Genomic DNA, 25,969 nt, shown 5'->3' with positions numbered 1-25,969 from the left:
TTCCTTAATCGGTTAGCGGCAAGATCAACTCGTTACAGGCGGGTTGGTTGATGCTTGATTCTCATGATGACAGGGCGATTTTGCCGCGCTTTGCCAGCAGTGACGCTGCTTTGCTGGCAGGGTTGCTGGCTGAAGGGGCGATTGCGGCACCAACGGCAAATCGCGCGCAGGCCAGCGCGCAGCATCTGGGCCTGCCGCTGGCTGATATTCTGCTGCGGCAGTTTGATCTGGACGCGGCAGTGCTGGCCCGACATCAGGGGCAGATCTTTGCCGCCACTGTGGTCGATCCGCGCATTGATGTCCCAACGGCGGATCTGGTCGCAAGGCTTGACGCTGCGCATTGCCTGCGCGCGGGTCTTTTACCATGGCGCGCGCAGGGCGGCAGGCCCGTGATCCTGACCTGTCGGCCTGACAGCTTCGCCCGCCATCGCCATGATCTGGAACAGATATTCGGCCCGGTCGACATCGGCATCACGACCGAGACGGAGCTGACCGGCGCGATTGAAACACTTTACGGCCCCGCCATGAAAGCGCAGGCCGAAAATTGCGTCGCGGCGCAGCACAGTTGCCGTGGCTGGACCACGTCCCGCGCGCGCCGGATTGCTGCAAGCATCGCCGTGCTGCTGACCGCTGCGGCGATCATTGCGCCACAACTGCTGGCCATGGCGGTGCTGCTTTGGGCGATCACGATGCTGGCGGCGACGACCGCACTGAAACTCGCCTCTGCCGTGCTGGCCCTGCGCGGACCGCCCGCGCAATTACCCCCGGTGACAGAGGCGGATTTGCCAGTGATCACCATGCTGGTCCCGCTTTACCGCGAAACCGCCATTGCCGCGCATCTTTTGGTGCGGCTGGCGGCCTTGCGCTATCCACGCGCTTTGCTCGATGTCTGTCTGGTGCTGGAAGCAGATGATGACACCACCCGCGCGACGCTTGCGCGCACCGCACTGCCGGGCTGGATACGCGCGATCACCGTGCCGCCGGGGCAGGTACGCACCAAACCGCGCGCGCTGAATTACGCGCTGCCCTTTGCGCGCGGCTCTCTCATCGGGGTCTGGGATGCCGAAGATGCGCCCGCGCCCGATCAATTGCATGTGGTGGCCCGGCATTTTGCGGCTGCCGCCCCTGATGTTGCCTGCCTGCAAGGGGTGCTGGATTATTACAACACCTCTACCAATTGGCTGACGCGCTGTTTCACCATTGAATATGCCGCATGGTTCCGCGTGGTGCTGCCGGGGCTGGCGCGGCTGGGGGTGGTGGTGCCCTTGGGCGGCACCACCTTGTTTTTCCGCCGCACGACATTGGAAGAATTGGGCGCATGGGATGCGCATAATGTCACGGAAGATGCCGATCTGGGCCTACGGCTGGCGCGCCATGGCTACCGGACCGCACTGATCCCCACCGTCACGCTGGAAGAGGCGAACAGCCGCGGCTGGCCTTGGGTCAAACAACGCGCGCGCTGGCTGAAAGGCTATGCGATCACCTACCTCGTGCATATGCGCAACCCTTTGGCTTTGTTGCAGGATCTGGGGTTTTGGCGGTTTTTCGGGATACAGGTGATCTTCGCCGGTGCGCTCAGCCTATATCTGCTGATCCCGCTGTTCTGGACGCTTTGGCTCATCCCGTTCGGCTTTACCCATCCGCTACAGATCTGGCTGCCAGCAGCGGTTTTACAGGCGGTCGGGACCTTCTTTGTCCTGTCGGAAATCATCGCCTTGCTCGTCAATCTGATCGGGCTGCGCAAGGCGGGTCGCCGCGATCTCTGGGCCTGGGCGCTGACCTTGCCATTCTATTTCCCGCTGGGGGCGCTGGCGGCCTGCCGTGGTCTGGTCGAGCTGGTGATCCGCCCGTTCTACTGGGACAAGACCGCCCATAATGTCGCGCGGCCGGGGCCGGTTATTCCGCCGCCTCGACCGCCGCCGCGTCCAGTTTCAGCCTTGTGACAAAAGCGGCAGAGATATGGTCGCGCAAGGCTTTATAAGCAGCATCGCCGTCGCCTGCGGCAATCGCTTCGACGATCTGCGTATGTTCCTGCAAGGTCTGCACCCCGCGCCCTTCGGCTGCCAGCGATGTGGTCGCCAGCAAAGCCATCGAACGATGCACAAGATCAAGCTGCTGCACCAGAAACCGGTTATGCGAGGCGAGATGGATCTGTTTGTGAAACCGCCGGTTGGCGCGGGACAAGGCGGCAGGATCATTGATCAGCCGTTTATCCGCCTCCAGCATGTCTTGCAGCACCTTGACCTCTTCCGGTGCGGCATGACGCGCGGCCAGTCGCGCGGCCAGACCCTCCAACTCACCGCGCACAACGTAAAGTTCGGACAATTGCGAATGATCCAAGGACGCCACGATCAACGACCGCCCATCGCGGGTCAACAGCGATTGGGTTTCCAGCCGCTGCAAGGCCTCGCGGATCGGGGTGCGCGACACGCCGAACCTTTCGGCCAGTTCGCTTTCGACCAGCCGGTCGCCCGGTTTATACAGGTGACTGTCGATCGCCTCCAATATCAGGGCATAGGCGTCTTTTTGGGCATGGCGCGGATCTTGCATAGGGGGGGCCTGTCATATGATCAGGTGATCTTACGCCGCTTGCCCCCCGGCAGGCAAGCCAAAGCAATTGTGCCAGCACGGCAAGGCCGCTAAAACACCGCCATGATTGCACAGCATTTCTTACATATCGACACTTGGGTCTTTGACCTCGACAATACGCTGTACCATCCATCAGCCGGGCTTTTCGCGCAGATGGATATACGCTTTGCGGCCTATGTCATGCGGATCACCGGGCTGGACCGTGACCGCGCCCTGCGGCTCGCGCATGAATATTGGGTCGATCATGGGTCAACATTGGCGGGGCTGATGGCGGACCATGATATAGACCCCACAGATTTTCTGGCCGATGTGCATGATATCGACATCACCCATCTGATGCCCGATCCGGCCTTGTCCGGCGCGATCGCGGCCCTGCCGGGACGGCGGATCGTCTATACCAACGGGTCGGAAAACCATGCCAAACGGGTGCTGGCCGCGCGCGGGCTGACGCAGCATTTTGATGCGGTTTACGGCGTTGAACATGCCAATTACCGCCCGAAACCAACGGCAGAGGCCTTTGCCGCGATTTTTGCGCGCGATGGTGTCACCCCCGCCACAGCCGCGATGTTCGAGGATGAGGCGCGAAACCTCGCCGTGCCGCATGATCTGGGGATGCGCACGGTGCATGTGCATGAAAGCCCCGAAACCGCCCCGCATATCCACCATGGCGCGCCTGATCTGACGGCTTTCTTGTCGCAGCTTGCGCGCTGATCCTTCTCAAGCTGGCAGATGCGGACTATGTGCAGATCATGGAACGCAAAAACGCTGATATTCTGATCGCCGGGGGCGGTGTCGCCGGGCTGACCGCCGCCGCCGCCTTTGGCTCTGCCGGCTTTGACGTCGTGATCGTCGATCCCGCGCCGCCGATCACGGATGCGGCCAGCGACGGCGCAGATCTGCGCACAACGGCATTTCTGCAACCGGCACAGGCCTTTCTGGAGACTGCTAGCATCTGGCCGCGCCTGTCTGATCACGCCACCCCTTTGCAGATCATGCGCATCATAGATGCCGCAGCCCATCCGCCGGTGCAGCATGATTTTGATGCCTCCGACATTTCCGACCTGCCCTTTGGCTGGAACCTGCCCAATTGGCTGCTGCGGCGCGAGATTGTGGCGCGGCTGCACGACCTGCCCAATGTCGATTTCCGCCCCGGCACCGGCTTTGCCAGCATGGTACCGCGCCTTGATGCGGCCTTGGTGAATTTGACCGACGCTACACAAGTCGCGGCAAGGCTGGTGATCGGCGCTGACGGGCGCAATTCGCCTGTGCGCCAAGCCTTAGGGATTTCCGCGACCACCATGCGCTATGGGCAAAAAGCCTTGACCTTCGCCGTCACCCATGACGCCCCGCATGACAATATCTCGACCGAGATCCACCGCGCCGGTGGCCCTTTCACGCTGGTTCCGCTGCCGGATCATGACGGCAAGCCTTGTTCTGCCGTGGTCTGGATGGATCACGGGGCGGAATCCTTGCGCCGTGCGGGCCTTGATCCGGAGGATTTTGAGGCTGAGGCGAACGACCGTTCCGCCTGGCACTATGGCCCGCTAAAACTGGCCTCGAAACGCCTGGTCTGGCCGATCATCAGCCAGACCGCCGACCAGATCATCGGCCCGCGCACCGCCTTGGTCGCCGAGGCTGCGCATGTCATGCCGCCCATCGGTGCGCAGGGGCTGAACATGTCACTGCGGGATCTGGCATGTCTGCTGGATCTGGCAACGGCCAAGCCCGCCGATCTGGGCAGCCAGACGATGCTCGACAGCTATGCCCGCCAGCGCCACCCCGATATCAAACTGCGCGTCGCCGGGATCGACGCGCTGAACCGCGCCTCCATGCTGGGCAATCCCATGGCGCAGGATCTGCGCGCCAGGGGGATCGCGGCGCTTTACGGCATTGCCCCGGTACGGCGCAGCCTGATGCAACTCGGCCTCGGAGCTGGCTAAAGAACCCTTTCCAGCACCGGCACCAGCCGCCCCAAAGTCCCCGGCACATCATAAAGCTTGTCCAGCCCAAACAGACCAAGCCGGAACGTCCGGAAATCGACCGGTTCATCGCATTGCAGCGGCACACCGGCGGCGATCTGCATCCCCTGCGCCACAAACACTGACCCGTTCTGCACGCCCGGATCATCGGTATAGCTCACGACAACACCCGGAGCTTCGAATCCCGGTGCTGCAACCGACAGGATGCCCTTGTCGGCAAGCACCTTGCGCACGGCATTCCCCAATTCCCATTGCGCCGCCTTCAGCCGGTCAAAGCCGTAGTCCCGCGTCTCGACCATCGTATCGCGGAATGCGCGCAGGGCGTCGGTGGGCATGGTCGCGTGATAGGCGTGACCGCCGTTTTCATAGGCCTGCATGATGCCATGCCATTTCTTCAGATCAACGGCAAAGGAATTGGACGCGGTACTGGCCATGCGATCCACAGCGCGCTGCGACAGCATCACCAACCCGGCAGAAGGCGTGGATGACCAGCCTTTTTGCGGGGCCGAGATCAGCACATCCACACCGGTCGCTTTCATATCGACCCAGACACAGCCAGAGGCGATGCAATCCAGCACCATGATCGCGCCAACCTCATGCGCCGCAGCGGCCAAAGCCGTCAGGTAATCATCCGGCAGGATGATGCCGGCAGAGGTTTCCACATGCGGCGCAAACACCACATCCGGGCGCGCATCGCGGATCGCTGCAACGACATCGTCAATCGGCGCAGGCGCGAAAGCGGCACGGCTGTCATTGCCCGCCTGCCGCGCCTTCATCACTGTGGTCTGGGCCGTGAACTGACCGGCATCAAAAATCTGGCTCCAGCGATAGGAAAACCAGCCGTTGCGCACGACCAATGCATGCGCCCCTGCCCCGAACTGGCGTGCCACAGCTTCCATCGCATAGGTCCCGCCGCCCGGCACAATCGCCACATGATCGGCGGCATAAACCTCTTTCAGCATGGATGAGATATCATTCATCACCCCCTGAAACACCTTGGACATATGGTTGAGCGACCGGTCGGTGAACACGACCGAAAATTCCATCAATCCATCCGGATCAATCGCCTTGACTGCACCATCCATGCCACTCTCCCTCGATTGGTTAAGCTTTGCTAAAGTGCCGCCGCCGCGAAATCAAAAGCTATCTGGCGCGTATCGCGTGATTTTACCCGCAACAGGTTTCCGATCCGCGTCAGATCGGCCCCGGACGACGCTCTTCGGACAACAGCACATTGGCCTCGACCGCGCCGACCCCCGGCAGGGTCATCAACCGGCGGCGCAAGACCCGTTCGAAATCCGCCAGATCACGGGCCACCACACGCAGGCGATAATCATAAAGCCCCAGCACATGTTCCACGCTCTGCACTTCGGGGATCGCCCCCACCGCCCGTTCGAAATCTTCCAGCGACACCCGGCCCTTGGTGGCCAGTTTCACACCCAGAAACACAGTCACGCCAAAACCCGCCTTAGCCGCGTCAAGCTGCAAACGGCGGCCCGCGATCACGCCCGCCTCCTGCAGACGCTTGATCCGGCGCCATGTGGCAGGCTGGCTCAACCCCAGCTTGGCGGCAAGCCGCGTCGTCGATTGATCGGCATTCGCGACCAGCGCCCGCAGAATGGCGCGGTCCAGATCATCAAGGCTCATAGTGGCAGGCTTTCATCGGCCTTGATCGTTGCGACATTCATCAGCGCCTCGATATCGGCGATATGCGGCAGCTCCAGAATCAGCTCGCGATAGATCCGCTGATAATCCGCCAGATCACGCGCGATCAGCGACAGCCGCACATCAACCCGGCCCAGAAAGGTCTGAATCTCGATCACCTCGGGCACTAACCGCGCCGCTGCCAGAAATTCATCAAAGGCGCGCGACGCGGTCTTATCCAGCGTGATCCGTAGACTGACCGCCACCGCATATCCCAGCGCGCGCCAATCAATCGAGATCCGGCTGCCCAACAGAACCCCCGCCTCGCGCATCAGATCAAGACGGCGGGTCACCCGCGCAGGCGTGCTGCCCACAGCCTCGGCCAGATCCGGCGCGCCCCGCCCCGGATCAACCTGCAACAGGCGCAACAAACGGCGATCAACATCATCAAGCATAGATCACGCCATATTCTGACATCTGACGCATAACAAGCTTCTTATTTCCCCAAATACTCAAAGAACACCCCTGCCACATCGCGCCAAGCCCGCTATAACCACCACAGATCAACCAAAGGACAAGAAAATGCGCGTTTATTACGACCGTGACTGCGATGTGAACCTGATCAAGGACAAGAAAGTCGCCATCCTCGGCTATGGCTCTCAGGGCCACGCCCATGCGCTGAACCTGCGCGACAGCGGTGCGAAAAACCTCGTCGTCGCCCTGCGCGAAGGCTCCCCTTCCGAAGCCAAAGCCAAAGGCGAAGGCCTCGAAGTCATGGGCATCGCCGAAGCCGCCGCCTGGTGCGATGTCATCATGTTCACCATGCCCGACGAATTGCAGGCTGAAACCTACAAAAAATACGTCCATGACAACCTCAAAGAAGGCTCCGCCATCGCTTTCGCCCATGGTTTGAACGTGCATTTCGGCCTGATCGAGCCCAAGCCCGGCGTCGACGTCATCATGATGGCGCCCAAAGGCCCCGGCCATACCGTGCGTGGCGAATATACCAAAGGCGGCGGCGTGCCTTGCCTTGTGGCCGTGCATAATGACGCGACCGGCAAGGCGATGGAAATCGGCCTGTCCTATTGCTCTGCCATCGGTGGTGGCCGGTCCGGGATCATCGAAACCAACTTCCGTCAGGAATGCGAAACCGATCTCTTCGGCGAACAGGCCGTGCTGTGTGGTGGTCTGGTCGAACTGATCCGCATGGGGTTCGAGACGCTGGTCGAAGCAGGCTATGAGCCTGAAATGGCCTATTTCGAATGTCTGCATGAGGTCAAGCTGATCGTCGATCTGATCTATGAGGGCGGCATCGCCAACATGAATTACTCGATCTCGAACACCGCCGAATATGGTGAATATGTCTCTGGCCCGCGCATCCTGCCTTACGAGGAAACCAAAAAGCGGATGAAAGACGTGTTGACCGACATCCAGACCGGCAAATTCGTGCGTGATTTCATGCAGGAAAACGCGGTTGGTCAGCCTTACTTCAAGGCCACCCGCCGGATCAACGACGAACATCAGATCGAACAGGTCGGCGAAAAACTGCGCGCGATGATGCCGTGGATTTCCGCAGGCCGCATGGTCGACAAAGCCAAGAACTAAACCCGTAGGGCGGGGCTCGCCCCGCCTCCCCCGACCAAAGGCCCGGCACCCTCCGGGCCTTTTTCCTGTCGAAAGCCCCCGAAATGCCGCAGCAGCCGACCGCGTTAAACTGGATCTCGATCCTTGCCCTCGGCCTGATCTGGGGTGCCACTTTCATGGTCGTCTCCATCGCGCTGGAAGGCTACGGCCCGCTGACCGTCGCCTGCGCCCGCACGACGCTGGGGGCTTTGGCGATGCTCACGCTGATGCTGGCCCTGCGGCGTCCGCTACCGGTTTTCACCCCGCTGATGCGCCGCTATCTGGTCGCAATCGGGCTGATGAACACCGCCCTGCCCTTTGCCTTGCTCAGCTGGGGCCAGCAATATGTGCCCTCTGCCTTCGCTGGCATTTCAATGGCCGCCTTGCCGCTTTTCGTGCTGCCGCTCGCGCACCTGTTCACGGATGAGCGGATGCAATGGCGCAGCGCGCTTGGCGTCATCATCGGTTTCACCGGCGCGCTGGTGCTGATCGGCCCCGGCGTCTTGCGCATCGGCACCGGGTGGGAACCTTTGGGCCAGATCGCCTGTATCGGTGCCGCGATGTCCTATGCCGTCTCCAGCATCATGACCCGCCGCTGCCCGCCGATTGACCCGATCAGTATGACCGCGTTGTTGCTCGCCGTCGGCTCGGCCGCCCTGATCCCTGCGATGCTGCTGATCGAAGGTATCCCCGATATCGCCGCCACCCGGCCGACCGTCGCGATCATCTTTCTGGGTGTCGTGCCCACCGCCCTTGCCGCATTGATCCGCGTCGCGACGATCCGCAGCGCCGGCACGGTATTCCTGACGCTGGTGAATTATCAGGTCCCGCTCTGGTCGATGCTGTTCGGTGTGCTGGTTCTGTCCGAAGTCCTGCCCGTGCGGTTCTTCGCCGCGTTGGCGCTGATCCTTCTGGGCCTCGCCGTCAGCCAATGGGCCGGGCTGAAGCGGCTGTTCGCAAGCGAACAGCGCTGAAAGAGCCTCCGGCGTTGACCGCCCGCCCCGGCTATTCAGGATATCCGAGGCCAATGCCAACCAAAGGCGCGGCTGTCACTTCAGGCCGTCGCAGTCTGGACGGCGTCCACCACATTGTCCACAGCAGCTTGCAGGATCGCCGGGTTCTCGGATTCGGCCATCACCCGGATCAGCGGTTCGGTCCCAGATTTACGGATCAACAGCCGCCCATTGCCCGCCAGCCTGATCTCGGCATCCGCGATGGCGGCTTTGACCTGCGCATCTTCCAACGGCACCTGACCCGACTGATAGCGCACGTTCTTCAATAGCTGCGGCACAGGATCGAATTGATGGGTCAGCGCAGAGGCCTTTTGCCCGGTATCGATCATCGCCGCCAGAAACTGCAGCCCCGCCAGCAGGCCATCGCCGGTTGTCGCATAATCGGTCATCACGATATGGCCCGATTGTTCGCCGCCAAGGTTGAAACCAGCCGCGCGCATGGCCTCGACCACATAGCGGTCGCCGACTTTGGTGCGGTGCAGGTGCAACGCCTTGGCCGCCAGAAACCGTTCCAGCCCCAGATTGGACATCACCGTCGCGACCAGCGTGTCGCCACGCAGCCGGCCCTGTGCCGCCCAACGCGCCGCCATCAGCGCCATGATCTGATCGCCATCAGCAACCTTGCCGGTTTCATCGATGATCATCACCCGGTCGGCATCGCCGTCCAGACAGATACCGACATCCGCACCCGTCTGCCGGATCAGCGCGGCGGCCTGTTCAGGATGGGTCGAGCCGCAACCATCGTTGATGTTGAACCCATCCGGGTCCACCCCCATCTTGATCACAGTGGCGCCGAGTTCCCACAACACCTCGGGTGCGACGCGATGCGCTGCGCCATTGGCGCAATCGATCACCACCTTCAGCCCGTCCAGCCGCATCCCTGCGGGGAAAGTCGCCTTGAGCCGTTCCGCATAGCGGAACCGGCCATCGTCAATCCGCTTGGCGCGGCCGATATTGCTGGCCTGCGCGGGTTCAATGTCGGATTGGATCAACGCCTCGATCTGCGTCTCAGCCTCATCCGACAATTTGAACCCATCCGGGCCAAAGAATTTGATCCCGTTATCCTGATGCGGGTTATGGCTCGCGGAAATCATGATCCCGACATCGGCACGCATCGAGGTGGTCAACAACCCCACCGCAGGGGTCGGCACCGGCCCCAGCAGCAGCACATTCATGCCGGTGCTGGTCAGGCCAGCGGTCAGCGCGCTTTCGAACATATAGCCCGACAGGCGGGTATCCTTGCCGATCACCACGCGGTGCCCATTCGATCCGTCATTGCGGAAATAGCGACCCGCCGCAGCCCCGATGCGCAAGGCCATATCGGCGGTCATCGGATAGGTATTGGCCGTGCCGCGCACGCCATCCGTGCCAAAGAATTTACGTGTCATCTGATCTCCGTCCCTTTGATCGCGGCCTGCAGAGCCAGCGCTTGTTTTGTCTGGAACGTATCATGCACGCGCAGGATTTGCACGCCCTGGGTTGCAGCATGCAGCGCCACTGCAACCGATCCGGCCATCCGATCCTTGGCATGATCACCGCCACCAATCGTGCCGATGAACCGCTTGCGCGAAGCACCCAGCAGGATCGGGCAACCAAGGCTGTGAAACAGCGCAAGATGGCGCAGCAGGATCAGGTTATGGGCCTCGGTCTTGCCAAAACCGATCCCCGGATCGACGATGATCCGGTCGCGCGCAATGCCCGCCGCCTCGGCCTGCTGGACACTGCTTTCGAGAAAATCATAAACATCGGCCAAGACGTCCTCATAGACAGGATTATCCTGCATCGTCGCGGGATCGCCCTGCGCATGCATCAGGCAGACCGGCAGGCCCGATTGCGCTGTGACCTGTGCCAAGGCGGGATCATAGCTGAACGCCGCCACATCATTCACCATGCTGGCCCCTGCCGTGATCGCCGCCTGCGCGACAGCCGCTTTGCGGGTGTCGATAGAAATAGCGATATCCGATTGCGCCCGGATCGCCGCAATCACCGGGCTGGTCCGGCTGATTTCCTCAGAATCCGGCACCGTCACCGCACCGGGGCGCGTGCTTTCGCCACCGATATCGATGATTTCGGCCCCATCCACCTGCATCCTGCGCGCATGGGCCATAGCGCTGTCCAACCCCGCATGATCGCCACCGTCAGAGAAACTGTCAGGCGTGACATTCAGAATCCCCATGATCCGGGGCCGGTCCATGTTCAGCCCCGCAACAGGCGCGCGCGGCGCGGTCAGGCGGGTCAGGATGTCAGCAGGCAAATCCGACGCAGGCGCAATGAAGGACGGCATATTACGCTCAAAAATCGCGACTTCGCGAAACCAGCACGGCCCACCGGCAAGCGACAGGGCATCGCGCGTTGGTTCGGACAGAATGATCGGGCGGTGATAAAGCTTCATCACAGCACCTCCCTGTCCACCGGATAGACCTGCACGGGTAAATCCGTCACCGGTGCCGGATGCCCGATCAGCACCAGTTCCGCCGCCTGCATCTGGCCTGCGAACCATGTCACCAAAGCCGCCGCATCCGCAGGGCTGGCCGAAGGCCCATCAACTGCATCCAGCACGATCTTGGACGGCGCCCAAAGGCTGATCTGGCCGTTTTTCATCGCCCAATCCAGCTCTGTCCTTGTCTGCACCACCACGCAGCGCGGATCACGCGCGGCCAAGGACCAGGCATTCTGCTCAATCGCCAGCAGATCAATCCGGCGCTGCGCCAGCCTATTGGCCACCTGCGGCGCGCGGATATCGGCGGGGCCGACGCAAAGGATCAAAGGGGCCGACATTGCGGACAGTTGGTCGATCCAACCCGTCAAATGCGGCGCGGCAAGTGCTGCATTGGACAAGAACACCACGCGCGGATGCGGCACCGGCACATGCGCTTGTCCGCTGGGGCTATGCCCGTCGCGGGCGCGCATAATCTCGACCCCCAAGGCAAAAGGCCCGCGATCGAGCTTTTCGATCCGCACGAAGACCCTTTGCGCCTGCGGTTCCAGCAGAATGCGATCCGCGACACGGGCGGCGAGTGTTTCCAGCAGGTTCAGCCGTTCCGCCTCTAATTCTGCGGCAATCGCCTCGGTCACACGGTCATAGGACAGGATGCGGTCGACATCGTCGTCAATCGGGCCGGTCAGGCGCGGGACTTCAACAACCACGTTGAACCGCACCCGCTGCAACGTGCCGCGTTCCTGCTGAAACGCGCCGATCTCGACGCTGACGATATAATCGCGCAGGGAAATCCGGTCGCAGGGATTGGTGGCGCTGGCCTCTGCCCGTTCGCTGGGATGGGCAAAGGCAAGGCGGATATCATCACTCATCGCGGGGTCCGGTCAACTGGCATCATGCCGCCAGCGTTACAATGCGCCTGCCCGCAGGACAAGCCGCACCGGCGAAAGCGTCTTTAGTTCGAGGCTGTCCGCACGGGTTCGCGATAAAACAGATGCGCACCAATCGTCGCGGTCCGGGTAAAGCGGCGCGACCATGACGGGCTGACCGCATTGGTATGGAAATGAGTGGCACCACCAGTCAATTCACGCGGCGTGCCATCAAGCAACAGCTTGGCCACCTTGCCGACACGTTCCCAAGCAGCCTGTTCGTGGATCGCTTTGGATTTACCATCGCAGGTATAGCTGAACTGACAGGCATAACGACGCCCGGTGCCTTGATTGATCACACCACAGAGCGATCCGGGATAGGCTGCATTATCGACACGGTTCAGGATCACTTCACCGACGGCGAACAGGCCGCGCACGGATTCACCGCGGGCCTCAAAATACAAAGCTTCGGCCAGACATTGCCATTGATCATCGCCAGAGGCGGCGGGCAGACTGGCGAGATAGGAATCGTCGTAGATCACGACAGGTTCGGTTGGAATGCCCCGCTCGCTCGCCGGGGGCAGGCTGGTCAGCTGCGCCATACGCGCATCAGGGACCACAGAAAGCGCTGCACGCTCTTGGCTCAACACCGCACCCAGACGGCTGGCCATTGTTTCTTCCGCAGATGCGGGGGCGGCTGCAAAAGCCAGTTGTGCTGCGACGCAGGCAGCCACAATTGTTCTTATCGGCGACATATTTCAAACCAAAGCAACCACGCGGAAAGCCCCACGCAGGCCTCGCGGTGGTTAGGGTAAAGTTTCCGACCCGTCTACCCCTAGTAGGGCACACGGCGGAGAATTGCCGAAAATCGTTAAAAATATCTTAAAACTGATCTATATGATGCCTTACCAAAAAGGTGCGCCCCTACATTTAGTAGTTCACACTTTATTGACCAGGTCCTTCAACGCCAGCTGTGCGGCCATCAACCGGGCCCCGGGCACCCGAAACGGCGAACAGGAGACATAGTCAAATTTGTGATCCCGGCAAAAGGCAATCGCGCTGCGGCTACCCCCATGTTCGCCGCAAATCGACAGCACGACATCTGGCCGCCCCTTGCGGCCACGCTCTGCCGCCATGGCGACAAGCTCGCCGACACCTTCTATATCAAGCGTGTGAAACGGGTCCTCGGCATAGACGCCTTGCTGCACATAGGTCGACATGAACCGCCCGGCATCGTCGCGTGACAGACCATAGGTCATCTGGGTCAAATCATTGGTACCAAAAGACAAAAACGCGGCATGGGCGGCAATATCCTGCGCCCTCAACGCGGCACGCGGGGTTTCGACCATCACGCCCAGCCGGTAATTCAGCGCCGCGCGCGCGCGACCCGCCACCATATTGGCGACACCTTCGATACGCGATTTCATCAGCTCGACCTCGCGCACGGCAGAGACCAGCGGCAGCATGATATCCACCGCAGGTGCGATACCTTTCCGGCCCACGGCGACCATCGCCTCGAAAATCGCCTGCGCCTGCATGTCATAGATTTCGGGAATCGCTATGCCGAGTCGCACGCCCCGCATCCCCAGCATCGGGTTATATTCGCTCAGCGCGGCAACCCGTTCCGTCACATCCGGCAAAGGCAGCGCCAATTGTTCCGCCAGATCACGCAATCCGGCCTTATCCGAGGGCAGGAATTCATGCAAAGGCGGGTCGAAAAGGCGCACACAGACGCTGCGCCCTTCCATGATACTGAACAATTCCGCGAAATCCGCACGCTGCATCGGCAGCAGACGGTCCAGCACGGCGCGGCGATCCTCTGACCCTTCGGCAAAGATCATCTCGCGCATGACACCCAGACGGTCGCCTTCAAAGAACATATGTTCGGTCCGGCACAGCCCGATGCCTTCGGCGGCGAAATTGCGCGCGGTCTGCGCATCGGCAGGGGTATCGGCATTGGCGCGCACCCCGATATCGCGGAACATATCAGCCCATTCCAGCAAGGTCTGAAAGGCACCGTCCAGTGACGCCTCCAGCATCGCGGGCGCACCGGCCAGAACTTGCCCCGTGGTGCCGTCCACCGTGATGATATCACCGGCAGCAAAAACCCGCCCGTCAGGCGCAACAACCCGGTTCGCCTTGCGGTCAATCAGCAGGTCAGACGCACCGACGACACAAGGCACACCCAGCCCGCGCCCGATCACAGCAGCATGGCTGGTGATCCCGCCGCGCATCGTCAGCACGGCGGAGGCGGCATGCATCCCGCGAATATCCTCCGGCGTCGTCTCGCGGCGGACCAGTACGCAAGGTTCGCCGCGCGCCGCACTTGCCTGCGCCTCATTGGCAGTCAGCACGATCCGGCCCGATGCCGCACCGGGGCTGGCGGCGATGCCCTTGACCAGCACATCGCGCATCGCACTGGGATCGACCTGCCTGTGCAGCAATTCCGCCAAGGCGACAGGTTCGACGCGCATCACCGCCTCTTGCCGTGTGATCACGCCATCTTCGGCCAAAGCCACGGCAATACGGACCGAGGCGCGCGATGACCGCTGCACCCGCACCGCATCCAGAATATACAGATGCCCTGCATCAATCGCGAATTTGATCTGCATCTCTTCGCGCAGATGTTTGCGGCAAAGCGCGCCACAATCCAGCAGATGCGCATAGGTATCGGGACAGCGCTCCTCCAGCGACGGGCCACGTGCATCGCGCGTCAGATAAAGCGCGCCTTCCGTGTCGGCCCGGACCAGTTGGGAAATGCTTTGCGCGGCATAGCGACCCACGACCTTTGGCGCGCCGGTGGCCGCATCGACAAATTGCACAATGCCCGACCCGCATTCGCCCTGCCCCAGCCCCAGCGCCATCGCCTGCACGACCAGCCCCAGCCCCGCATCCGCAGGCGCGCCTTTGGCCTGCCGCAACAACCGTGCGCTGGTGCCGTCCCAAGCCCGCGCCATGGACCGGAGCACCTCGGCCAATTGCACCGCAGGGTCCTGCGGGAAAGGCGCGTCAGTCTCAGCCTCATAATTCGCCAGCATCGCCTGCACACTGGCCTTGTCCGCCACATCGGGCAGATCAAATTCATCCGGGTCCAGCCGCGCGACATGCACCGCATAGGATTGCACGAAATGCAGATATAATTGCGCAGCAAGCTGTTCGCCCATCGCCAGCGCCATAGAGGCAAAGCGCGCGTCATTCATGCCGACATTCAAAATCGTCGATGGCCCGCCCCAATCGGGGTTTTCGCTGGACGGCCGCACTGACAGCAACGGCTGTGGGCCAAACGGTGCCATCAGCGCCTTCATATCGGGCAATTGCCCGATAGAGGCATCACGCACCGCATCAAATGATAAAGCCACCGTGACCGGGATCGGAAACTCCAGCCGGATCAGCCGTTGCAGGCATTTCGCACGCTCACCGTAAACCGCGACCTTCATCGGGGCAGTCGGCGTGATCTGCGTCACGGGGGCAAAGGTGATCTGTTGCTGCACTGCGGCATCACTCCATTATGTGACTGCAGCATAGAGCAGAATCCGGCTTTGCGTAAAGCGAAGTTGACAGCCGGGTGACCTAGCCTTCGATTTTCGTCAGGTCAGCGACGGACAGACAGATTTTCCGAATGCGTGACAAAAGGTTAAGCCGGTTGCGCCGGATCACCTGCCGGTCGTCATTGACCTGCACAGCGGTGAAAAAAGCATCAATCGGGCCACGCAATGCCGCCATAGCAGTCATCGCCGTGCTGAAATCTTCCTCTTTCATCGCGGGTGCGATCTTCGCATCTGCAGCATCAAGTGCGGCAAACAGGCCCTTTTCGGCATCATCTTCGGCAAATTTCGGGTCCGCGCCATAGGAATATTCCACCCCATCCTTGGCCTCGGCCTGCGTCAGGATGTTATTGGCCCGCTTGAACCCCTGAATCAGGTTTTCCCCGTCATCCGTGGCCAGCGTTTCCGCCAAGGCGCGGGCGCGTTTGACAAGCAAGGTCAGATCGTCATTCCCCGGCATCGCGATACAAGCGTCGATGATGTCATGACGGATGCCTTGGTCGCGCAGGTAGACCTTGAGGCGGTCGTGGAAAAAGGCGAGGAGGTCGTCTGCGTTAGACCAAATCTCGAGGAACCCGAGCGTTTCAAGCGCTTTATCAAGTGATGGTTTTATCTTCTCTAGGATATTCTTAATAATCCCTTTCGGGTTAGTCGGGTTTCGACGAGCTTCATCAAGTGCCTTCCCAAGATCAACTGGTGAGACGTCATATTCGCGCGCAATAGCCGACAGTTTTTCTTCTTGAACCATACCAGCGCGCCAGCTTGTCTGGTCGCGATGTTGGTGGAATGCCCATCGTAACAGTTTATCAATCTCAACTGACAACCCATTCTCCAACACCAACCGAGTAACCCCCAGCGCCGCCCTGCGCAGCGCGAAGGGGTCCTTGCTCCCGGTCGGCTTCTCGTCAATCGCCCAGAAGCCGGCAAGTTTGTCGATCTTCTCAGCTAACGCCACGGCGACCGATACCGGCGCTGTCGGCACGGCATCCGACGGGCCAAGCGGCGCATAATGCTCCTGAGAGGCGGCGGCGATTGCTGGATCAAGGCCCGCAGCGGTTGCGTAATATCGTCCCATCAACCCCTGCAATTCGGGGAACTCCCCGACCATTTCTGATTGCAAATCGGATTCGGCGACCTTCGCCGCCTGTTCCGCCAGATCAGGATCAGCGCCCACATGCGGCGCGATCTCTCGCGCCAAGGCGGCAATCCGCGCGATCCGGTCGGCTTGTGACCCCAGCTTGTTGTGGAAGGTCACATTGGCCAGCCCTGCCCCCATGCCTTCCAGACCCTCGGCCTTGACCGTGCGCAGGTCATTCTCCCAAAAGAATTTCGCATCCGACAGGCGCGCGGCCAGCACCTTTTGATTGCCCGCCAGAATGGTCGCGCCCTTATCGGCGGTTTCCATATTGGCAACCGTCACGAAACATTCGATCCGCCCCGTCCTGGGGTTACGGACCGAGAAAAACTTCTGATGTTCCTTCATCGAGGTTTGCAGCACCTCGGGCGGCAGACCCAGAAAGGCATCGTCAATCCGGCCCAGCAACACGACCGGCCATTCGACCAGCCCGGCAACCTCGGCCAGCAACCCGCGATCCTCGACCAGTTCCAGACCGCGCGCAAAGGCTTGCTGCGTCGCGTCGTTCCAGATGGTTTCCGCGCGTTCTTCGGCGCGCAGGATGACATGGGCGCGTTTCAGCTTTGCCTCATAATCGTCAAAGCCGTTGACGGTGATCGCCGCAGGCGCAAGGAAACGGTGGCCATAGGTGGTCCGCCCCGCCGTGATCCCGTCGATGGTCAGCGGCACGATGTCTGCGCCGGATTCATCCGACAAGAGACAGATAATCGATTGCAGCGGCCGCACCCATTTCAGACTGCCCGTCCCCCAACGCATGGACTTCGGCCAAGGAAAATTGCGCACGGTCGCGTCCAGCACTTCGGCGATAATCTCTGCCGCCTTGCGCCCCGGCTTTTCGATCACCGCGAAATAGGTCTGGCCCTTTTTATCATCGCGGATTTCCAGCGCCTCGCGGCTGATCCCCGCCCCGCGCAGGAAACCGTCAATCGCCGCGTCGGGCGCGCCGACCTTTGGCCCTTTGCGTTCTTCGCGCACCGCACGGCTTTCCCCGGTCAGCCCGTCAATCGCCAGCGTCAAGCGGCGTGGCGTGGCAAAGGCAGCAGCACCGGCATAGGTCAAACCAGCCTCGACCAGCCCGTCAGTGACCAGTTTTTTCAGATCATCGGCGGCGCGGGCTTGCATCCGGGCCGGGATTTCCTCGGAAAAGAGTTCAATCAGCAGATCAGGCATTATTGGAGGCTTTCGGGTGGTTCGGGGCAATTTTCAGGCGCGGGATTGCGGTTGAACACGGCATCGCCACAGGCGTTGATCTCGTGCCAGATATAACCGCGCCCATCGGGGTAGAAGGCAACGACACGGTCGATCCCATATTGGATATTGGGAATGCTGAGATAGGCAGAGGCCGCCCCGCTTTCCAGATCGGCCCCCAATTGTGCGGCATCGAAACAATCGAACCAGCCCGGTGCGACGCGTGGTTCAACAAAGGGCAGCGCCTGTGCGGTGGCCGCCAGCGTGATCATGCTGATGTCGGTGTCAAAACAGGCGCGATAGCGCAGGGGGCTGGAGATGGAATCAATCCCGCGGAAATTGGTGAAAGGCACGACCAGCGGATCGGCACCTTCCAGCGCCACCGGCAGGGTGATATCGCCGACCTCTGCCGTGACATCCTCGTAATAGGCATAGACCTGCAAATAATACATGCCCGCACCAAAGATCAGCGCCAGCACCAGCATGCCCACAATCAACACGCGGCCCATCAGGCGGCGGCCCCAGCTTCGGTCTGCACAAAGGCATCGGCGCAGGCCTTAGCCAGCGCGCGCACCCGGCCGATATAGGCTTGCCGTTCGGTGACAGAGATCACGCCGCGCGCATCCAGCAGGTTGAACAGATGGCTCGCCTTGATGCATTGGTCATAGGCGGGATGGGCCATGATGATGGCCATGTCCTTTTTCGGGTCATGCGCCGGGGCGGACAGGATACGGTGACATTCAGCCTCGGCATCCTTGAAATGCTGCAACAGCATGTCGGTATCGGCCACGTCGAAATTCCAGCGGGCATATTCCTGTTCGGTCTGGCGGAAGATATCGCCATAGGTCAGCGGGCTGGGCGATTGCGGATCATTGAACGGCATGTCCATCACATGATCCACGCCCAGCACATACATCGCCAGACGTTCCAAGCCGTAAGTCAGCTCGCCCGACACAGGGCGGCAGTCATGCCCGCCGACCTGTTGGAAATAGGTGAACTGGCTGACTTCCATCCCGTCGCACCAGACCTCCCAGCCCAGACCCCAGGCACCCAAGGTCGGGCTTTCCCAATCATCCTCGACAAAGCGGATATCATGCAGATGCGCATCGATTCCAATCGCGGCCAATGATCCAAGGTAAAGATCCTGTAAATCCGGCGGACTGGGCTTGATCAGCACCTGATATTGATAATAATGCTGCAATCTGTTAGGGTTCTCGCCATAGCGCCCATCCGTCGGGCGGCGCGACGGCTGGACATAGGCGGCGGCCCAGGGTTTTGCCCCCAGCGACCGCAATGTCGTGCCGGGGTGGAACGTACCGGCACCGACCTCCATATCATATGGCTGCAGGATCGCACAGCCTTTGGCGGCCCAATAGGATTGAAGCCGCAGGATGATTTCCTGAAAACTGCGTGGTTTGTCGGACATCGGAACCCTCGTGATCATGTTGCGCGACACATAGGCCCCGGCGCGGCGAGGGTCAATCTTCCCCGCGGGGAAGATCACCGGAACCTTCCCCGCGGGGAAGGTTTTGTCAGTTCCGCCAGAACCGGACCGACAGGATGGTCAGCACCACCATGACTTCCAGACGGCCCACGAACATCGCAATCGCCAGAATCCATTTCGCCGGATCATTGATTTCGGCGAAATTGCCCGCTGGCCCGATCTGTGGCCCCAGACCGGGGCCGATATTGCCGATGGCCGTCGCCGCACCGGAGACCGAGGTGATGAAATCCAGCCCGGTCAACCCCAGAAGCACCGTGATCACGCCCAGCAGGCAGACGAAGGCCACGAAAAAGGCGACGACGGAATTGAGCACCTCTTCCCCCACCGGCCTGCCGTCATAGCGCGGCGTGAACAGCCCATGCGGGCTGTGGATCTGGCGGATCTGGCTTTTGATCGCGGCGAACAGGATCTGATAGCGGAACACCTTGATCGAACAGCTTGTCGATCCGGCGCAACCGCCGATCAACCCGATGAAAAAGAACATCACCACCGGAAATGTGCCCCATGTCATGTAATCGGCGCTGCTATAGCCGGTGCCGGAAATGATCGAGACGACGTTGAACACCGCCTCACGCAGGGCGATTTCAGTAAAGGCCCCCTCGCGCGCCCAAAGCCAGGCAGTGATCAGCAGGATCGCCGTGCCAAGAATGCCGAAAAAGGTCTTGATCTGGCTGTCGCGCAGCAAAGGCTGCGCCGTGCCTGCCATCAATTGAATGAACCGCACGAAAGGCAAGGCCGAGAGGAACATGAAAAACGCGGCGGCGTAATGGATGCCTGCACCGTAGAGGGCGAAGGAATTGTCGGTATTGGCCATTCCGCCGGTCGACACAGTGGTCAGCGCATGAACGAAAGCGTCAAAATTGCTCATCCCCAGCGCGGAATATGCCAGGGCGCAGGCGATGGTGATGGCCACGTAAATCTCGGATATCTGTCTTGCGATCTGACCTGCACGCGGCAGGATTTTCCCCATTGTATCAAAAGCTTCTGACCTGAAAATTTGCATCCCCCCGACCTTCAATTCCGGCAGAAAAACCATCGCCACAACAACGATCCCGATCCCGCCCAGCCATTGCAGCAAACCGCGCCACAAGAGCAGGCCCACCGGCAAGGTCTCCAATTGGGTAAAGGTGGTCGAGCCGGTGGTGGTCAGGGCTGACATCGCCTCAAAAAACGCATCGGTGATGCTGGCGTCAGTCGCGCCAAGGATGAAAGGCAATGCGCCGAAAAACGGCAAGGTCAGCCAGACCAGCGAGGTCAGCAGAAATATCTGCCGCAAAGTCAGCCCCGAAGTCACCCCATTGGCACAGGCCAGCGACAACAGCCCGCCGGTCAGGATCGTGATGATCGCGCTTTCGAAAAACACGAACCAATGGCCGTTGCCCGCGAAAAGATCTGCTGCCAAAGGCACCAGCATCGTCCCCCCAAGAGAGGCGATAAGCAGACCGATCACATATCCGACAGGGCGCAGATCAAACATGCCGCAGCGTTGGCCCGCCCCCGCGCCGGTGTCAAGAAGCGGGCGACCGGGGCGTGAATAAGCAACCGACGGCGCGTGGGGCGATCTGGGAGCCTCCGGCGGGGATATTTAGGCTCGGACGATGCGAAAGATTCCTGCCAATTTGCTTGATACAGGGGGTGCCGCGCCCTATTCTAAACGAAACGGTTCAGAAAATTTCAGAGGCGGATCATGGCGATTTCACTGACGATCAATGGCAGGCAGCACAGCGTTGACCTGCCCGAGGATGTGCCGCTGCTCTGGGTCTTGCGGGATGAGATCGGGTTGACCGGCACCAAATTCGGCTGCGGTATCGCCGCCTGTGGCGCTTGCACCGTGCATATCGACGGGCAGGCGGTGCGGTCCTGTCAGGTGGCGCTGGCCGATGTCTGGGGTGAGGTAACTACGATTGAAGGCTTGGGCCAGCCCGGCAATCTGGCCGTGATCCAGCAGGCCTGGATCGATCATCAGGTCGCGCAATGCGGCTATTGCCAGTCCGGGCAGATCATGAATGCGGCGGCCTTGCTGGCGGACATACCTACACCCACGGATCAGGATATCGATGATGCGATGCAGGGGAACCTGTGCCGCTGCGGGACCTATCCACGCATGCGCGCCGCGATCAAAGACGCAGCACAGCGTCTGGGCGAGGTGTAATCATGGCCAGCATCGGGAAAATCGCGCGGCGCACGTTTCTGGTCGGGTCGGTGGCAATCGCCGGTGGCGCGGCCTTTGGAATCTATCAGCTGCGCAAGGACGCGCCTAATCCTTTGATCACAGGCGACGGCGAGGTCGCATTGACGCCTTATGTGTTGCTCAATCAGGACGGGGTGACCATCATCGCGCCGCGTGCCGAAATGGGGCAAGGCGTGCATACGACGCTGGCGGCACTGGTTGCGGATGAGATGGATGTCGCCTGGGACGATATCACCGTCCTGCATGGCCCGCCAGCGCAGGCCTATTACAATCAGGCCTTGCTGGGGATCGCCCTGCCGTTCCGGCATTATGCCGATACGGAATTCCGCAACAGTCTGCGCCAGAATATCGGGCTGGTCGGCAAATTGCTGCATCTGCAGGTGACCGGCGGGTCAACCTCGATTAAGGATGCTTATGAGCGGATGCGCCATGCCGGAGCCTCGGCCCGCGAAGCGCTGAAACTGGCGGCGGCGGATCAGCTGGGCGTTGCTGTGGGTGATCTGCGTACCGCCGACAGCCATGTCATCGCGCCAGACGGCACGCGCCTTGCCTATACCGCGCTGGCCGAGGCGGTGCGCGACATCACCCCACCTGACGTTGCACTGCGGCCACGGTCGGAATGGAAATATCTGGGCAAATCCATGCCGCGCGTGGATATGCTGGGCAAGGTCACCGGGACCGCAGAATTCGGCACGGATGTCGTGCTCGACGGGATGAAATTTGCCACGGTCCGGATGAACCCGAAACGGGCGGGCATGGTGTCTTATGACGATACTGCCGCGCGCAATATGGCTGGGGTGCAGGCTGTCGTCGATCTGGGCGACGGGATCGCCGTTGTTGCCAGCAATACATGGCTCGCCATGCAGGCGGCAGAGGCGGTTGAGATCATCTGGGACGACGCGCCCTACCCCGCTGACACGGCTGCGATGATGGCGGCGATTGCCGCATCATTGGATGCACCACCCGACAGCACAGTGCGCAACGATGGCGATGTGACGGCTGTCGTTGAAGGCACCGAAGTTGTGGCCGATTATCGCGTCCCCTTCCTTGCCCATGCGACGATGGAACCAATGAGCGCGACGGCACTGTTGCAGGATGGCGCTTTGCAGATCTGGACCGGCAATCAGGCACCCGTCATGACGCGCGACAAATGTGCTGCTGCCGCCGGGATCGACCCGGAGATGGTCACGGTCCATACCACTTTGATGGGTGGTGGTTTCGGGCGGCGGGGTGAGACGGATTATGCGGTGCAAGCGGCCAAGATTGCCGCCACCCTGCCCGGCACGCCGATCCGCATGACCTGGACACGCGAGGAAGACATGCAGCGCGATTTCTATCGCCCTGCGGCGATGGCGCGGTTTCGCGGTGTGGTGGCGGATGGCACAGCCTTGCTGGTTGACGGGCAGATCGCGGCACCCTCAGTGTCGCATCAATCGATCATGCGCCAGATGGGGCAGGTCCCGCCCGGCCCCGACCGTGCGCATGTCGAAGGGGCGGCGGATCAGCCATACGGCATCCCCAATTTCCGCATCACCGGCCATCTGACCGATCTGGCGGTGCCAATCGGCTTCTGGCGGTCGGTCGCCGCGTCGTTCAACGGGTTCTTCATGGATACGTTCATCGATGAGATGGCCCATGCGGCGAGTGCTGATCCGCTGCAATTCCGGCTGACGCTGGCAGAACGGGAACATGCGCCCTCGGCCGGTGTGATCCGTGCCGTGGGCGAAATGGCGGGCTGGACCGGGCAGACGCCAGAGGGCATCGGGCGCGGGATCGGGTTTTGCTATTCTTTCGGCACGCCGACAGCGCAGATTGTCGAGGTCGAGGATACCGGCAACGGCATCCGCATCAATAAATGCTGGATCGCCTGCGATCCCGGTGTCGCGCTGGACCCTGCGATCATCGAGGCGCAGATGATCTCTGGCGCGATCTATGGTTTTTCAGCGGCAATGCAGGAAGAGGTCACCTTTGCCGATGGTCAGGCAGAGCAATATAATTTCACCGATTATGATGCGCTGCGGATGCATAATACCCCGGCGTTTGAGGTGCGTATTCTGGAAACAAACCCGCATATCGGCGGCATCGGCGAACCCGGCACACCGCCTGCGATGCCTGCGTTGGGCAATGCTTTGTTTGATCTGACGGGCGTCCGGGCGCGGGAATTGCCGCTGATCAAGACCTATGATCTAATCTTGTAACGGGCCGTGGCTGGCCAGCCATGTCCGGTAATCGCTGACCAGCAGATGGGTTGGTGCCACATCTTCCTCGATCTGTGCGAACCGCCCGATGGGGTCGCGGAAAATATTGTCGGTCTCGTCATCATTCACGGTCGAGACTTCGCCGATCAGCACATCGCCCCCCTCGCCCCAGAAGGCGTGCCAGTCACCCGGCATCAGCGTGACGCTTTCACCCGGCGCAAGGCGCAGTTTGTCGCCGGGGGCAAAGGGGCGCCGGATGCCATCGCACATGACCGTGCCGCCCGCCGTTTCGTCGAAATGACCATCCGGGTCTGACCCGTAGAGTTCCACCACCAGCGTCGCGCCGCCCCGGTTGATGATATCTTCGGCCTTGATCACATGAGTATGCATCGGCGACAGCTGATCCTGTTTGGAGATCAGCAGCTTTTCGGCATAACACATCCCGCCGCCGCGTTGCAGGTCGGCAAGGCGGCCATTGCGCAGGGTGAACAGGAACAGGCCCATGTCGTCGTAACGGCCCGCGCCGTAATCGGTGATATCCCAGCCGCAGCGCGCGTCGATCACCGCTTGGGCATCTTTGGCGCGGGATTTGAACTGGTCGGGGGTCCAATAGGTCCAAGGCGGCAGGACGAAACCGTGTGACAGGATCATCTCATCCGCTTCGGCCATGATATCATTGATGCGTGATCTTTTCATAACCCCCACGTAATCGATTACGATGCCTTGCGCAAGCTCCGCGCGGCCCAGTCGCGGCAGGCATCGCCAAAGGCGGCGAACAGCGGGCGTGACACCGGATCAGCATCGGCATTCCATTCGGGATGCCATTGCACCGACAAGGTAAAACCGGGGGCATCGGCGATATAGATCGCCTCTGGCGTGCCATCAGGGGCATGGCCGTCGACGATCACGCGGGGGCCGGGTTGTTTGATCCCCTGCCCGTGCAAGGTGTTGGTCATCACGCTGGGCGCGTCCATCAGCCGGTGGAACACACCGCCGTGGCGGAAGGTGACTTTGTGGCGCAACGCGAACTTCTCCTCCAGCGATCCGTCAGGCGGCATGCGGTGATTGTCACGCCCCGGCAGGTCGCGGATTTCGGGGAAAAGTGTGCCGCCCATGGCGACATTCACCTCTTGAAAGCCACGGCAAATGCCAAGGATCGGCTGGCCACGTGCCACACAGGCGCGGATCAGCGGCAGGGTCAGACGGTCGCGGTCGCGGTCAAACGTGCCATGGGCGGGGGTTTCTTCCTCGCCATATTCCTCTGGGTGGACATTGGCGCGGGCACCGGGGAACAGGAAACCGTCGCAGGTGTCCATCAAGGTATCAAGGCAGACCATGCCGGGATGTGAGGGCACGATCAGCGGCAGACAGCCAGAGACGGCGGCCAAAGCCTCGGCATTCATCGCACCAGAGGCATGGGCGGGGTATTGGTCATTGATCAGATACGAACTTGCGATCACTCCGATCACGGGACGGGGCATGAGACTCTCCTGTTTGTGCTGGACAAAGGATAGTCAGGCAGGCTGACCAATGGAAGAGAGGCCAAACGCACAAACGGGCATGCGCTGGCGCACATGCCCGATTTTGTGGCGGTTTCCATGGTGATCGCGCGTGATTGAGGCTTAGGCCTCGCCGGTCAGCCCGGCAGCTTCGATCCCGGCCATGGCGGCGATCACGTCATTGTCGGATGTGTCACCCGTCACGCCGACCGCACCGATCACGGCACCTTTCTTGTCGCGCAGCAAGACGCCACCCGGCACCGGCACGACCTGCCCGCCATAGACGCCATTCACAGCAGCCATGAAATAGGCCTGCGCCTCTGCCCGGGCCATCTGCGCCTTGCCGGCCATGCCGAGCATGACGGAGCCATAAGCCTTGCCATGGGCAATCGCGAAACGGCCCGGTGCGGCGCCGTCTTCGCGTTCAAAGGCTTTCACATGCCCGCCTGCGTCCAGCACGACGACAGAGAGCGGTTTGAATTCCATCTCGCGCCCTGTTGCCAGTGCCTTGCGGATGATCATGCGGGCCTTGCTGATCGAGATATCTGCCATTGG

General features: G+C 61.1%; 23 protein-coding genes. 7 read left to right on the top strand and 16 right to left on the bottom strand.

Features of this window, described 5'->3' with window-relative positions; translation table 11 throughout:
* Window positions 1-50 precede the first annotated feature (50 nt).
* Window positions 51-1,943 carry a glycosyltransferase gene (locus VOY09_RS00505; RefSeq protein WP_322892845.1) on the top strand — a complete coding sequence of 631 codons (1,893 nt, stop codon included), beginning with the start codon at window positions 51-53 and terminating at the stop codon, window positions 1,941-1,943.
* Here the strand turns inward: VOY09_RS00505 and VOY09_RS00500 are convergent.
* Complete coding sequence (locus VOY09_RS00500) at window positions 1,897-2,550, bottom strand: GntR family transcriptional regulator (protein ID WP_322892846.1); 654 nt, start codon at window positions 2,548-2,550, stop codon at window positions 1,897-1,899. The genes VOY09_RS00505 and VOY09_RS00500 overlap by 47 nt on opposite strands.
* Before the next feature lie 102 nt (window positions 2,551-2,652).
* Here VOY09_RS00500 and VOY09_RS00495 point away from each other — a divergent pair, with 102 nt between their 5' ends.
* A complete protein-coding gene (locus VOY09_RS00495) occupies window positions 2,653-3,300 on the top strand; it encodes a pyrimidine 5'-nucleotidase (RefSeq protein ID WP_322892847.1) in 648 nt (215 codons plus the stop codon).
* Window positions 3,301-3,338: 38 nt separating this feature from the next.
* Window positions 3,339-4,529, top strand: coding sequence for a UbiH/UbiF family hydroxylase (locus VOY09_RS00490; RefSeq protein ID WP_322892848.1), 1,191 nt, complete (start codon window positions 3,339-3,341; stop codon window positions 4,527-4,529).
* Here VOY09_RS00490 and VOY09_RS00485 read toward each other — a convergent pair.
* From VOY09_RS00485 to VOY09_RS00475, 3 genes are all read right to left on the bottom strand, one after another.
* Window positions 4,526-5,653 (bottom strand): aminotransferase class V-fold PLP-dependent enzyme, encoded by a 1,128-nt coding sequence (locus VOY09_RS00485; protein WP_322892849.1) that lies wholly within the window; start codon window positions 5,651-5,653, stop codon window positions 4,526-4,528. The genes VOY09_RS00490 and VOY09_RS00485 overlap by 4 nt on opposite strands.
* A gap of 109 nt (window positions 5,654-5,762) precedes the next feature.
* Complete coding sequence (locus tag VOY09_RS00480; RefSeq protein ID WP_322892850.1) at window positions 5,763-6,215, bottom strand: Lrp/AsnC family transcriptional regulator; 453 nt, start codon at window positions 6,213-6,215, stop codon at window positions 5,763-5,765.
* Window positions 6,212-6,667, bottom strand: a complete 456-nt coding sequence (locus tag VOY09_RS00475) for an Lrp/AsnC family transcriptional regulator (protein WP_322892851.1) — start codon at window positions 6,665-6,667, stop codon at window positions 6,212-6,214. The genes VOY09_RS00480 and VOY09_RS00475 overlap by 4 nt, the downstream gene beginning before the upstream one ends.
* A 127-nt stretch (window positions 6,668-6,794) precedes the next feature.
* Between VOY09_RS00475 and ilvC the strand changes: the two genes are divergently transcribed.
* Both ilvC and VOY09_RS00465 read left to right on the top strand, forming a co-directional pair.
* Window positions 6,795-7,817 carry a ketol-acid reductoisomerase gene (gene ilvC, locus VOY09_RS00470; protein WP_322892852.1) on the top strand — a complete coding sequence of 341 codons (1,023 nt, stop codon included), beginning with the start codon at window positions 6,795-6,797 and terminating at the stop codon, window positions 7,815-7,817.
* 83 nt (window positions 7,818-7,900) lie between these two features.
* Window positions 7,901-8,809 carry a DMT family transporter gene (locus VOY09_RS00465; RefSeq protein WP_322892853.1) on the top strand — a complete coding sequence of 303 codons (909 nt, stop codon included), beginning with the start codon at window positions 7,901-7,903 and terminating at the stop codon, window positions 8,807-8,809.
* A gap of 80 nt (window positions 8,810-8,889) precedes the next feature.
* Here the strand turns inward: VOY09_RS00465 and glmM are convergent, their stop codons facing one another.
* The 9 genes from glmM to VOY09_RS00420 form a co-directional block, all read right to left on the bottom strand.
* Window positions 8,890-10,236, bottom strand: coding sequence for a phosphoglucosamine mutase (glmM, locus tag VOY09_RS00460; protein ID WP_322892854.1), 1,347 nt, complete (start codon window positions 10,234-10,236; stop codon window positions 8,890-8,892).
* Window positions 10,233-11,240 (bottom strand): dihydropteroate synthase, encoded by a 1,008-nt coding sequence (folP, locus tag VOY09_RS00455; RefSeq protein WP_322892855.1) that lies wholly within the window; start codon window positions 11,238-11,240, stop codon window positions 10,233-10,235. The genes glmM and folP overlap by 4 nt, the downstream gene beginning before the upstream one ends.
* Window positions 11,240-12,157 (bottom strand): dihydroneopterin aldolase, encoded by a 918-nt coding sequence (locus VOY09_RS00450; RefSeq protein WP_322892856.1) that lies wholly within the window; start codon window positions 12,155-12,157, stop codon window positions 11,240-11,242. The genes folP and VOY09_RS00450 overlap by 1 nt, the downstream gene beginning before the upstream one ends.
* 83 nt (window positions 12,158-12,240) lie before the next feature.
* On the bottom strand, window positions 12,241-12,909 hold the full coding sequence (locus tag VOY09_RS00445; protein ID WP_322892857.1) for a cell wall hydrolase: 669 nt from the start codon (window positions 12,907-12,909) through the stop codon (window positions 12,241-12,243).
* A gap of 183 nt (window positions 12,910-13,092) precedes the next feature.
* Window positions 13,093-15,645, bottom strand: a complete 2,553-nt coding sequence (locus tag VOY09_RS00440; RefSeq protein ID WP_322892858.1) for a putative PEP-binding protein — start codon at window positions 15,643-15,645, stop codon at window positions 13,093-13,095.
* 79 nt (window positions 15,646-15,724) lie between these two features.
* A complete protein-coding gene (gene glyS, locus VOY09_RS00435; RefSeq protein WP_322892859.1) occupies window positions 15,725-18,004 on the bottom strand; it encodes a glycine--tRNA ligase subunit beta in 2,280 nt (759 codons plus the stop codon).
* Window positions 18,004-18,531, bottom strand: a complete 528-nt coding sequence (locus VOY09_RS00430; protein WP_322892860.1) for a DUF6446 family protein — start codon at window positions 18,529-18,531, stop codon at window positions 18,004-18,006. Before VOY09_RS00430 ends, glyS begins: the two co-directional genes overlap by 1 nt.
* Complete coding sequence (locus VOY09_RS00425) at window positions 18,531-19,448, bottom strand: glycine--tRNA ligase subunit alpha (RefSeq protein ID WP_322892861.1); 918 nt, start codon at window positions 19,446-19,448, stop codon at window positions 18,531-18,533. Before VOY09_RS00425 ends, VOY09_RS00430 begins: the two co-directional genes overlap by 1 nt.
* Before the next feature lie 106 nt (window positions 19,449-19,554).
* Window positions 19,555-21,003, bottom strand: coding sequence for a TrkH family potassium uptake protein (locus tag VOY09_RS00420; protein WP_322892862.1), 1,449 nt, complete (start codon window positions 21,001-21,003; stop codon window positions 19,555-19,557).
* Between the two features lie 210 nt (window positions 21,004-21,213).
* On the opposite strand from VOY09_RS00420, the gene VOY09_RS00415 reads away from it, so the two are divergent.
* Window positions 21,214-21,678, top strand: coding sequence for a (2Fe-2S)-binding protein (locus VOY09_RS00415; RefSeq protein ID WP_322892863.1), 465 nt, complete (start codon window positions 21,214-21,216; stop codon window positions 21,676-21,678).
* A 2-nt stretch (window positions 21,679-21,680) separates the two neighbouring features.
* Entirely contained in the window at window positions 21,681-23,915 is a 2,235-nt protein-coding gene (locus VOY09_RS00410) for a xanthine dehydrogenase family protein molybdopterin-binding subunit (protein WP_322892864.1), read from the top strand.
* On the opposite strand, the gene VOY09_RS00405 is transcribed toward VOY09_RS00410, so the two are convergent.
* The 3 genes from VOY09_RS00405 to VOY09_RS00395 all read right to left on the bottom strand — a co-directional run bounded on the left by VOY09_RS00405 (window position 23,904) and on the right by VOY09_RS00395 (window position 25,966).
* Complete coding sequence (locus tag VOY09_RS00405) at window positions 23,904-24,611, bottom strand: D-lyxose/D-mannose family sugar isomerase (protein WP_322892865.1); 708 nt, start codon at window positions 24,609-24,611, stop codon at window positions 23,904-23,906. The genes VOY09_RS00410 and VOY09_RS00405 overlap by 12 nt on opposite strands.
* A gap of 17 nt (window positions 24,612-24,628) precedes the next feature.
* Window positions 24,629-25,396 carry a gamma-glutamyl-gamma-aminobutyrate hydrolase family protein gene (locus VOY09_RS00400; RefSeq protein ID WP_322892866.1) on the bottom strand — a complete coding sequence of 256 codons (768 nt, stop codon included), beginning with the start codon at window positions 25,394-25,396 and terminating at the stop codon, window positions 24,629-24,631.
* A gap of 141 nt (window positions 25,397-25,537) precedes the next feature.
* Window positions 25,538-25,966, bottom strand: a complete 429-nt coding sequence (locus tag VOY09_RS00395; RefSeq protein ID WP_322892867.1) for a GlcG/HbpS family heme-binding protein — start codon at window positions 25,964-25,966, stop codon at window positions 25,538-25,540.
* Window positions 25,967-25,969 lie beyond the last annotated feature (3 nt).

The sequence above is a fragment of the Yoonia sp. 67-2 genome, from assembly GCF_035117555.1.
Lineage (GTDB): Bacteria > Pseudomonadota > Alphaproteobacteria > Rhodobacterales > Rhodobacteraceae > Yoonia.
Note: the sequence above shows the minus strand (reverse complement) of the source record. Positions and strands in the feature narration are given on the sequence as shown.

Bases quoted from the DNA above. Each gene is read 5' to 3' on its own strand.
- VOY09_RS00490 (WP_322892848.1), top strand. From the start codon at position 3,339: ATGGAACGCAAAAACGCTGATATTCTGATCGCCGGGGGCGGTGTCGCC.
- VOY09_RS00420 (WP_322892862.1), bottom strand. From the start codon at position 21,003: ATGTTTGATCTGCGCCCTGTCGGATATGTGATCGGTCTGCTTATCGCC.
- VOY09_RS00430 (WP_322892860.1), bottom strand. From the start codon at position 18,531: ATGGGCCGCGTGTTGATTGTGGGCATGCTGGTGCTGGCGCTGATCTTT.
- glmM (WP_322892854.1), bottom strand. From the start codon at position 10,236: ATGACACGTAAATTCTTTGGCACGGATGGCGTGCGCGGCACGGCCAAT.
- VOY09_RS00465 (WP_322892853.1), top strand. From the start codon at position 7,901: ATGCCGCAGCAGCCGACCGCGTTAAACTGGATCTCGATCCTTGCCCTC.
- VOY09_RS00505 (WP_322892845.1), top strand. From the start codon at position 51: ATGCTTGATTCTCATGATGACAGGGCGATTTTGCCGCGCTTTGCCAGC.
- VOY09_RS00415 (WP_322892863.1), top strand. From the start codon at position 21,214: ATGGCGATTTCACTGACGATCAATGGCAGGCAGCACAGCGTTGACCTG.
- VOY09_RS00475 (WP_322892851.1), bottom strand. From the start codon at position 6,667: ATGCTTGATGATGTTGATCGCCGTTTGTTGCGCCTGTTGCAGGTTGAT.
- VOY09_RS00405 (WP_322892865.1), bottom strand. From the start codon at position 24,611: ATGAAAAGATCACGCATCAATGATATCATGGCCGAAGCGGATGAGATG.
- VOY09_RS00495 (WP_322892847.1), top strand. From the start codon at position 2,653: ATGATTGCACAGCATTTCTTACATATCGACACTTGGGTCTTTGACCTC.
- folP (WP_322892855.1), bottom strand. From the start codon at position 11,240: ATGAAGCTTTATCACCGCCCGATCATTCTGTCCGAACCAACGCGCGAT.
- VOY09_RS00480 (WP_322892850.1), bottom strand. From the start codon at position 6,215: ATGAGCCTTGATGATCTGGACCGCGCCATTCTGCGGGCGCTGGTCGCG.
- VOY09_RS00485 (WP_322892849.1), bottom strand. From the start codon at position 5,653: ATGGATGGTGCAGTCAAGGCGATTGATCCGGATGGATTGATGGAATTT.
- VOY09_RS00500 (WP_322892846.1), bottom strand. From the start codon at position 2,550: ATGCAAGATCCGCGCCATGCCCAAAAAGACGCCTATGCCCTGATATTG.
- VOY09_RS00400 (WP_322892866.1), bottom strand. From the start codon at position 25,396: ATGCCCCGTCCCGTGATCGGAGTGATCGCAAGTTCGTATCTGATCAAT.
- ilvC (WP_322892852.1), top strand. From the start codon at position 6,795: ATGCGCGTTTATTACGACCGTGACTGCGATGTGAACCTGATCAAGGAC.
- VOY09_RS00425 (WP_322892861.1), bottom strand. From the start codon at position 19,448: ATGTCCGACAAACCACGCAGTTTTCAGGAAATCATCCTGCGGCTTCAA.
- VOY09_RS00445 (WP_322892857.1), bottom strand. From the start codon at position 12,909: ATGTCGCCGATAAGAACAATTGTGGCTGCCTGCGTCGCAGCACAACTG.
- VOY09_RS00395 (WP_322892867.1), bottom strand. From the start codon at position 25,966: ATGGCAGATATCTCGATCAGCAAGGCCCGCATGATCATCCGCAAGGCA.
- VOY09_RS00410 (WP_322892864.1), top strand. From the start codon at position 21,681: ATGGCCAGCATCGGGAAAATCGCGCGGCGCACGTTTCTGGTCGGGTCG.
- VOY09_RS00450 (WP_322892856.1), bottom strand. From the start codon at position 12,157: ATGAGTGATGATATCCGCCTTGCCTTTGCCCATCCCAGCGAACGGGCA.
- glyS (WP_322892859.1), bottom strand. From the start codon at position 18,004: ATGCCTGATCTGCTGATTGAACTCTTTTCCGAGGAAATCCCGGCCCGG.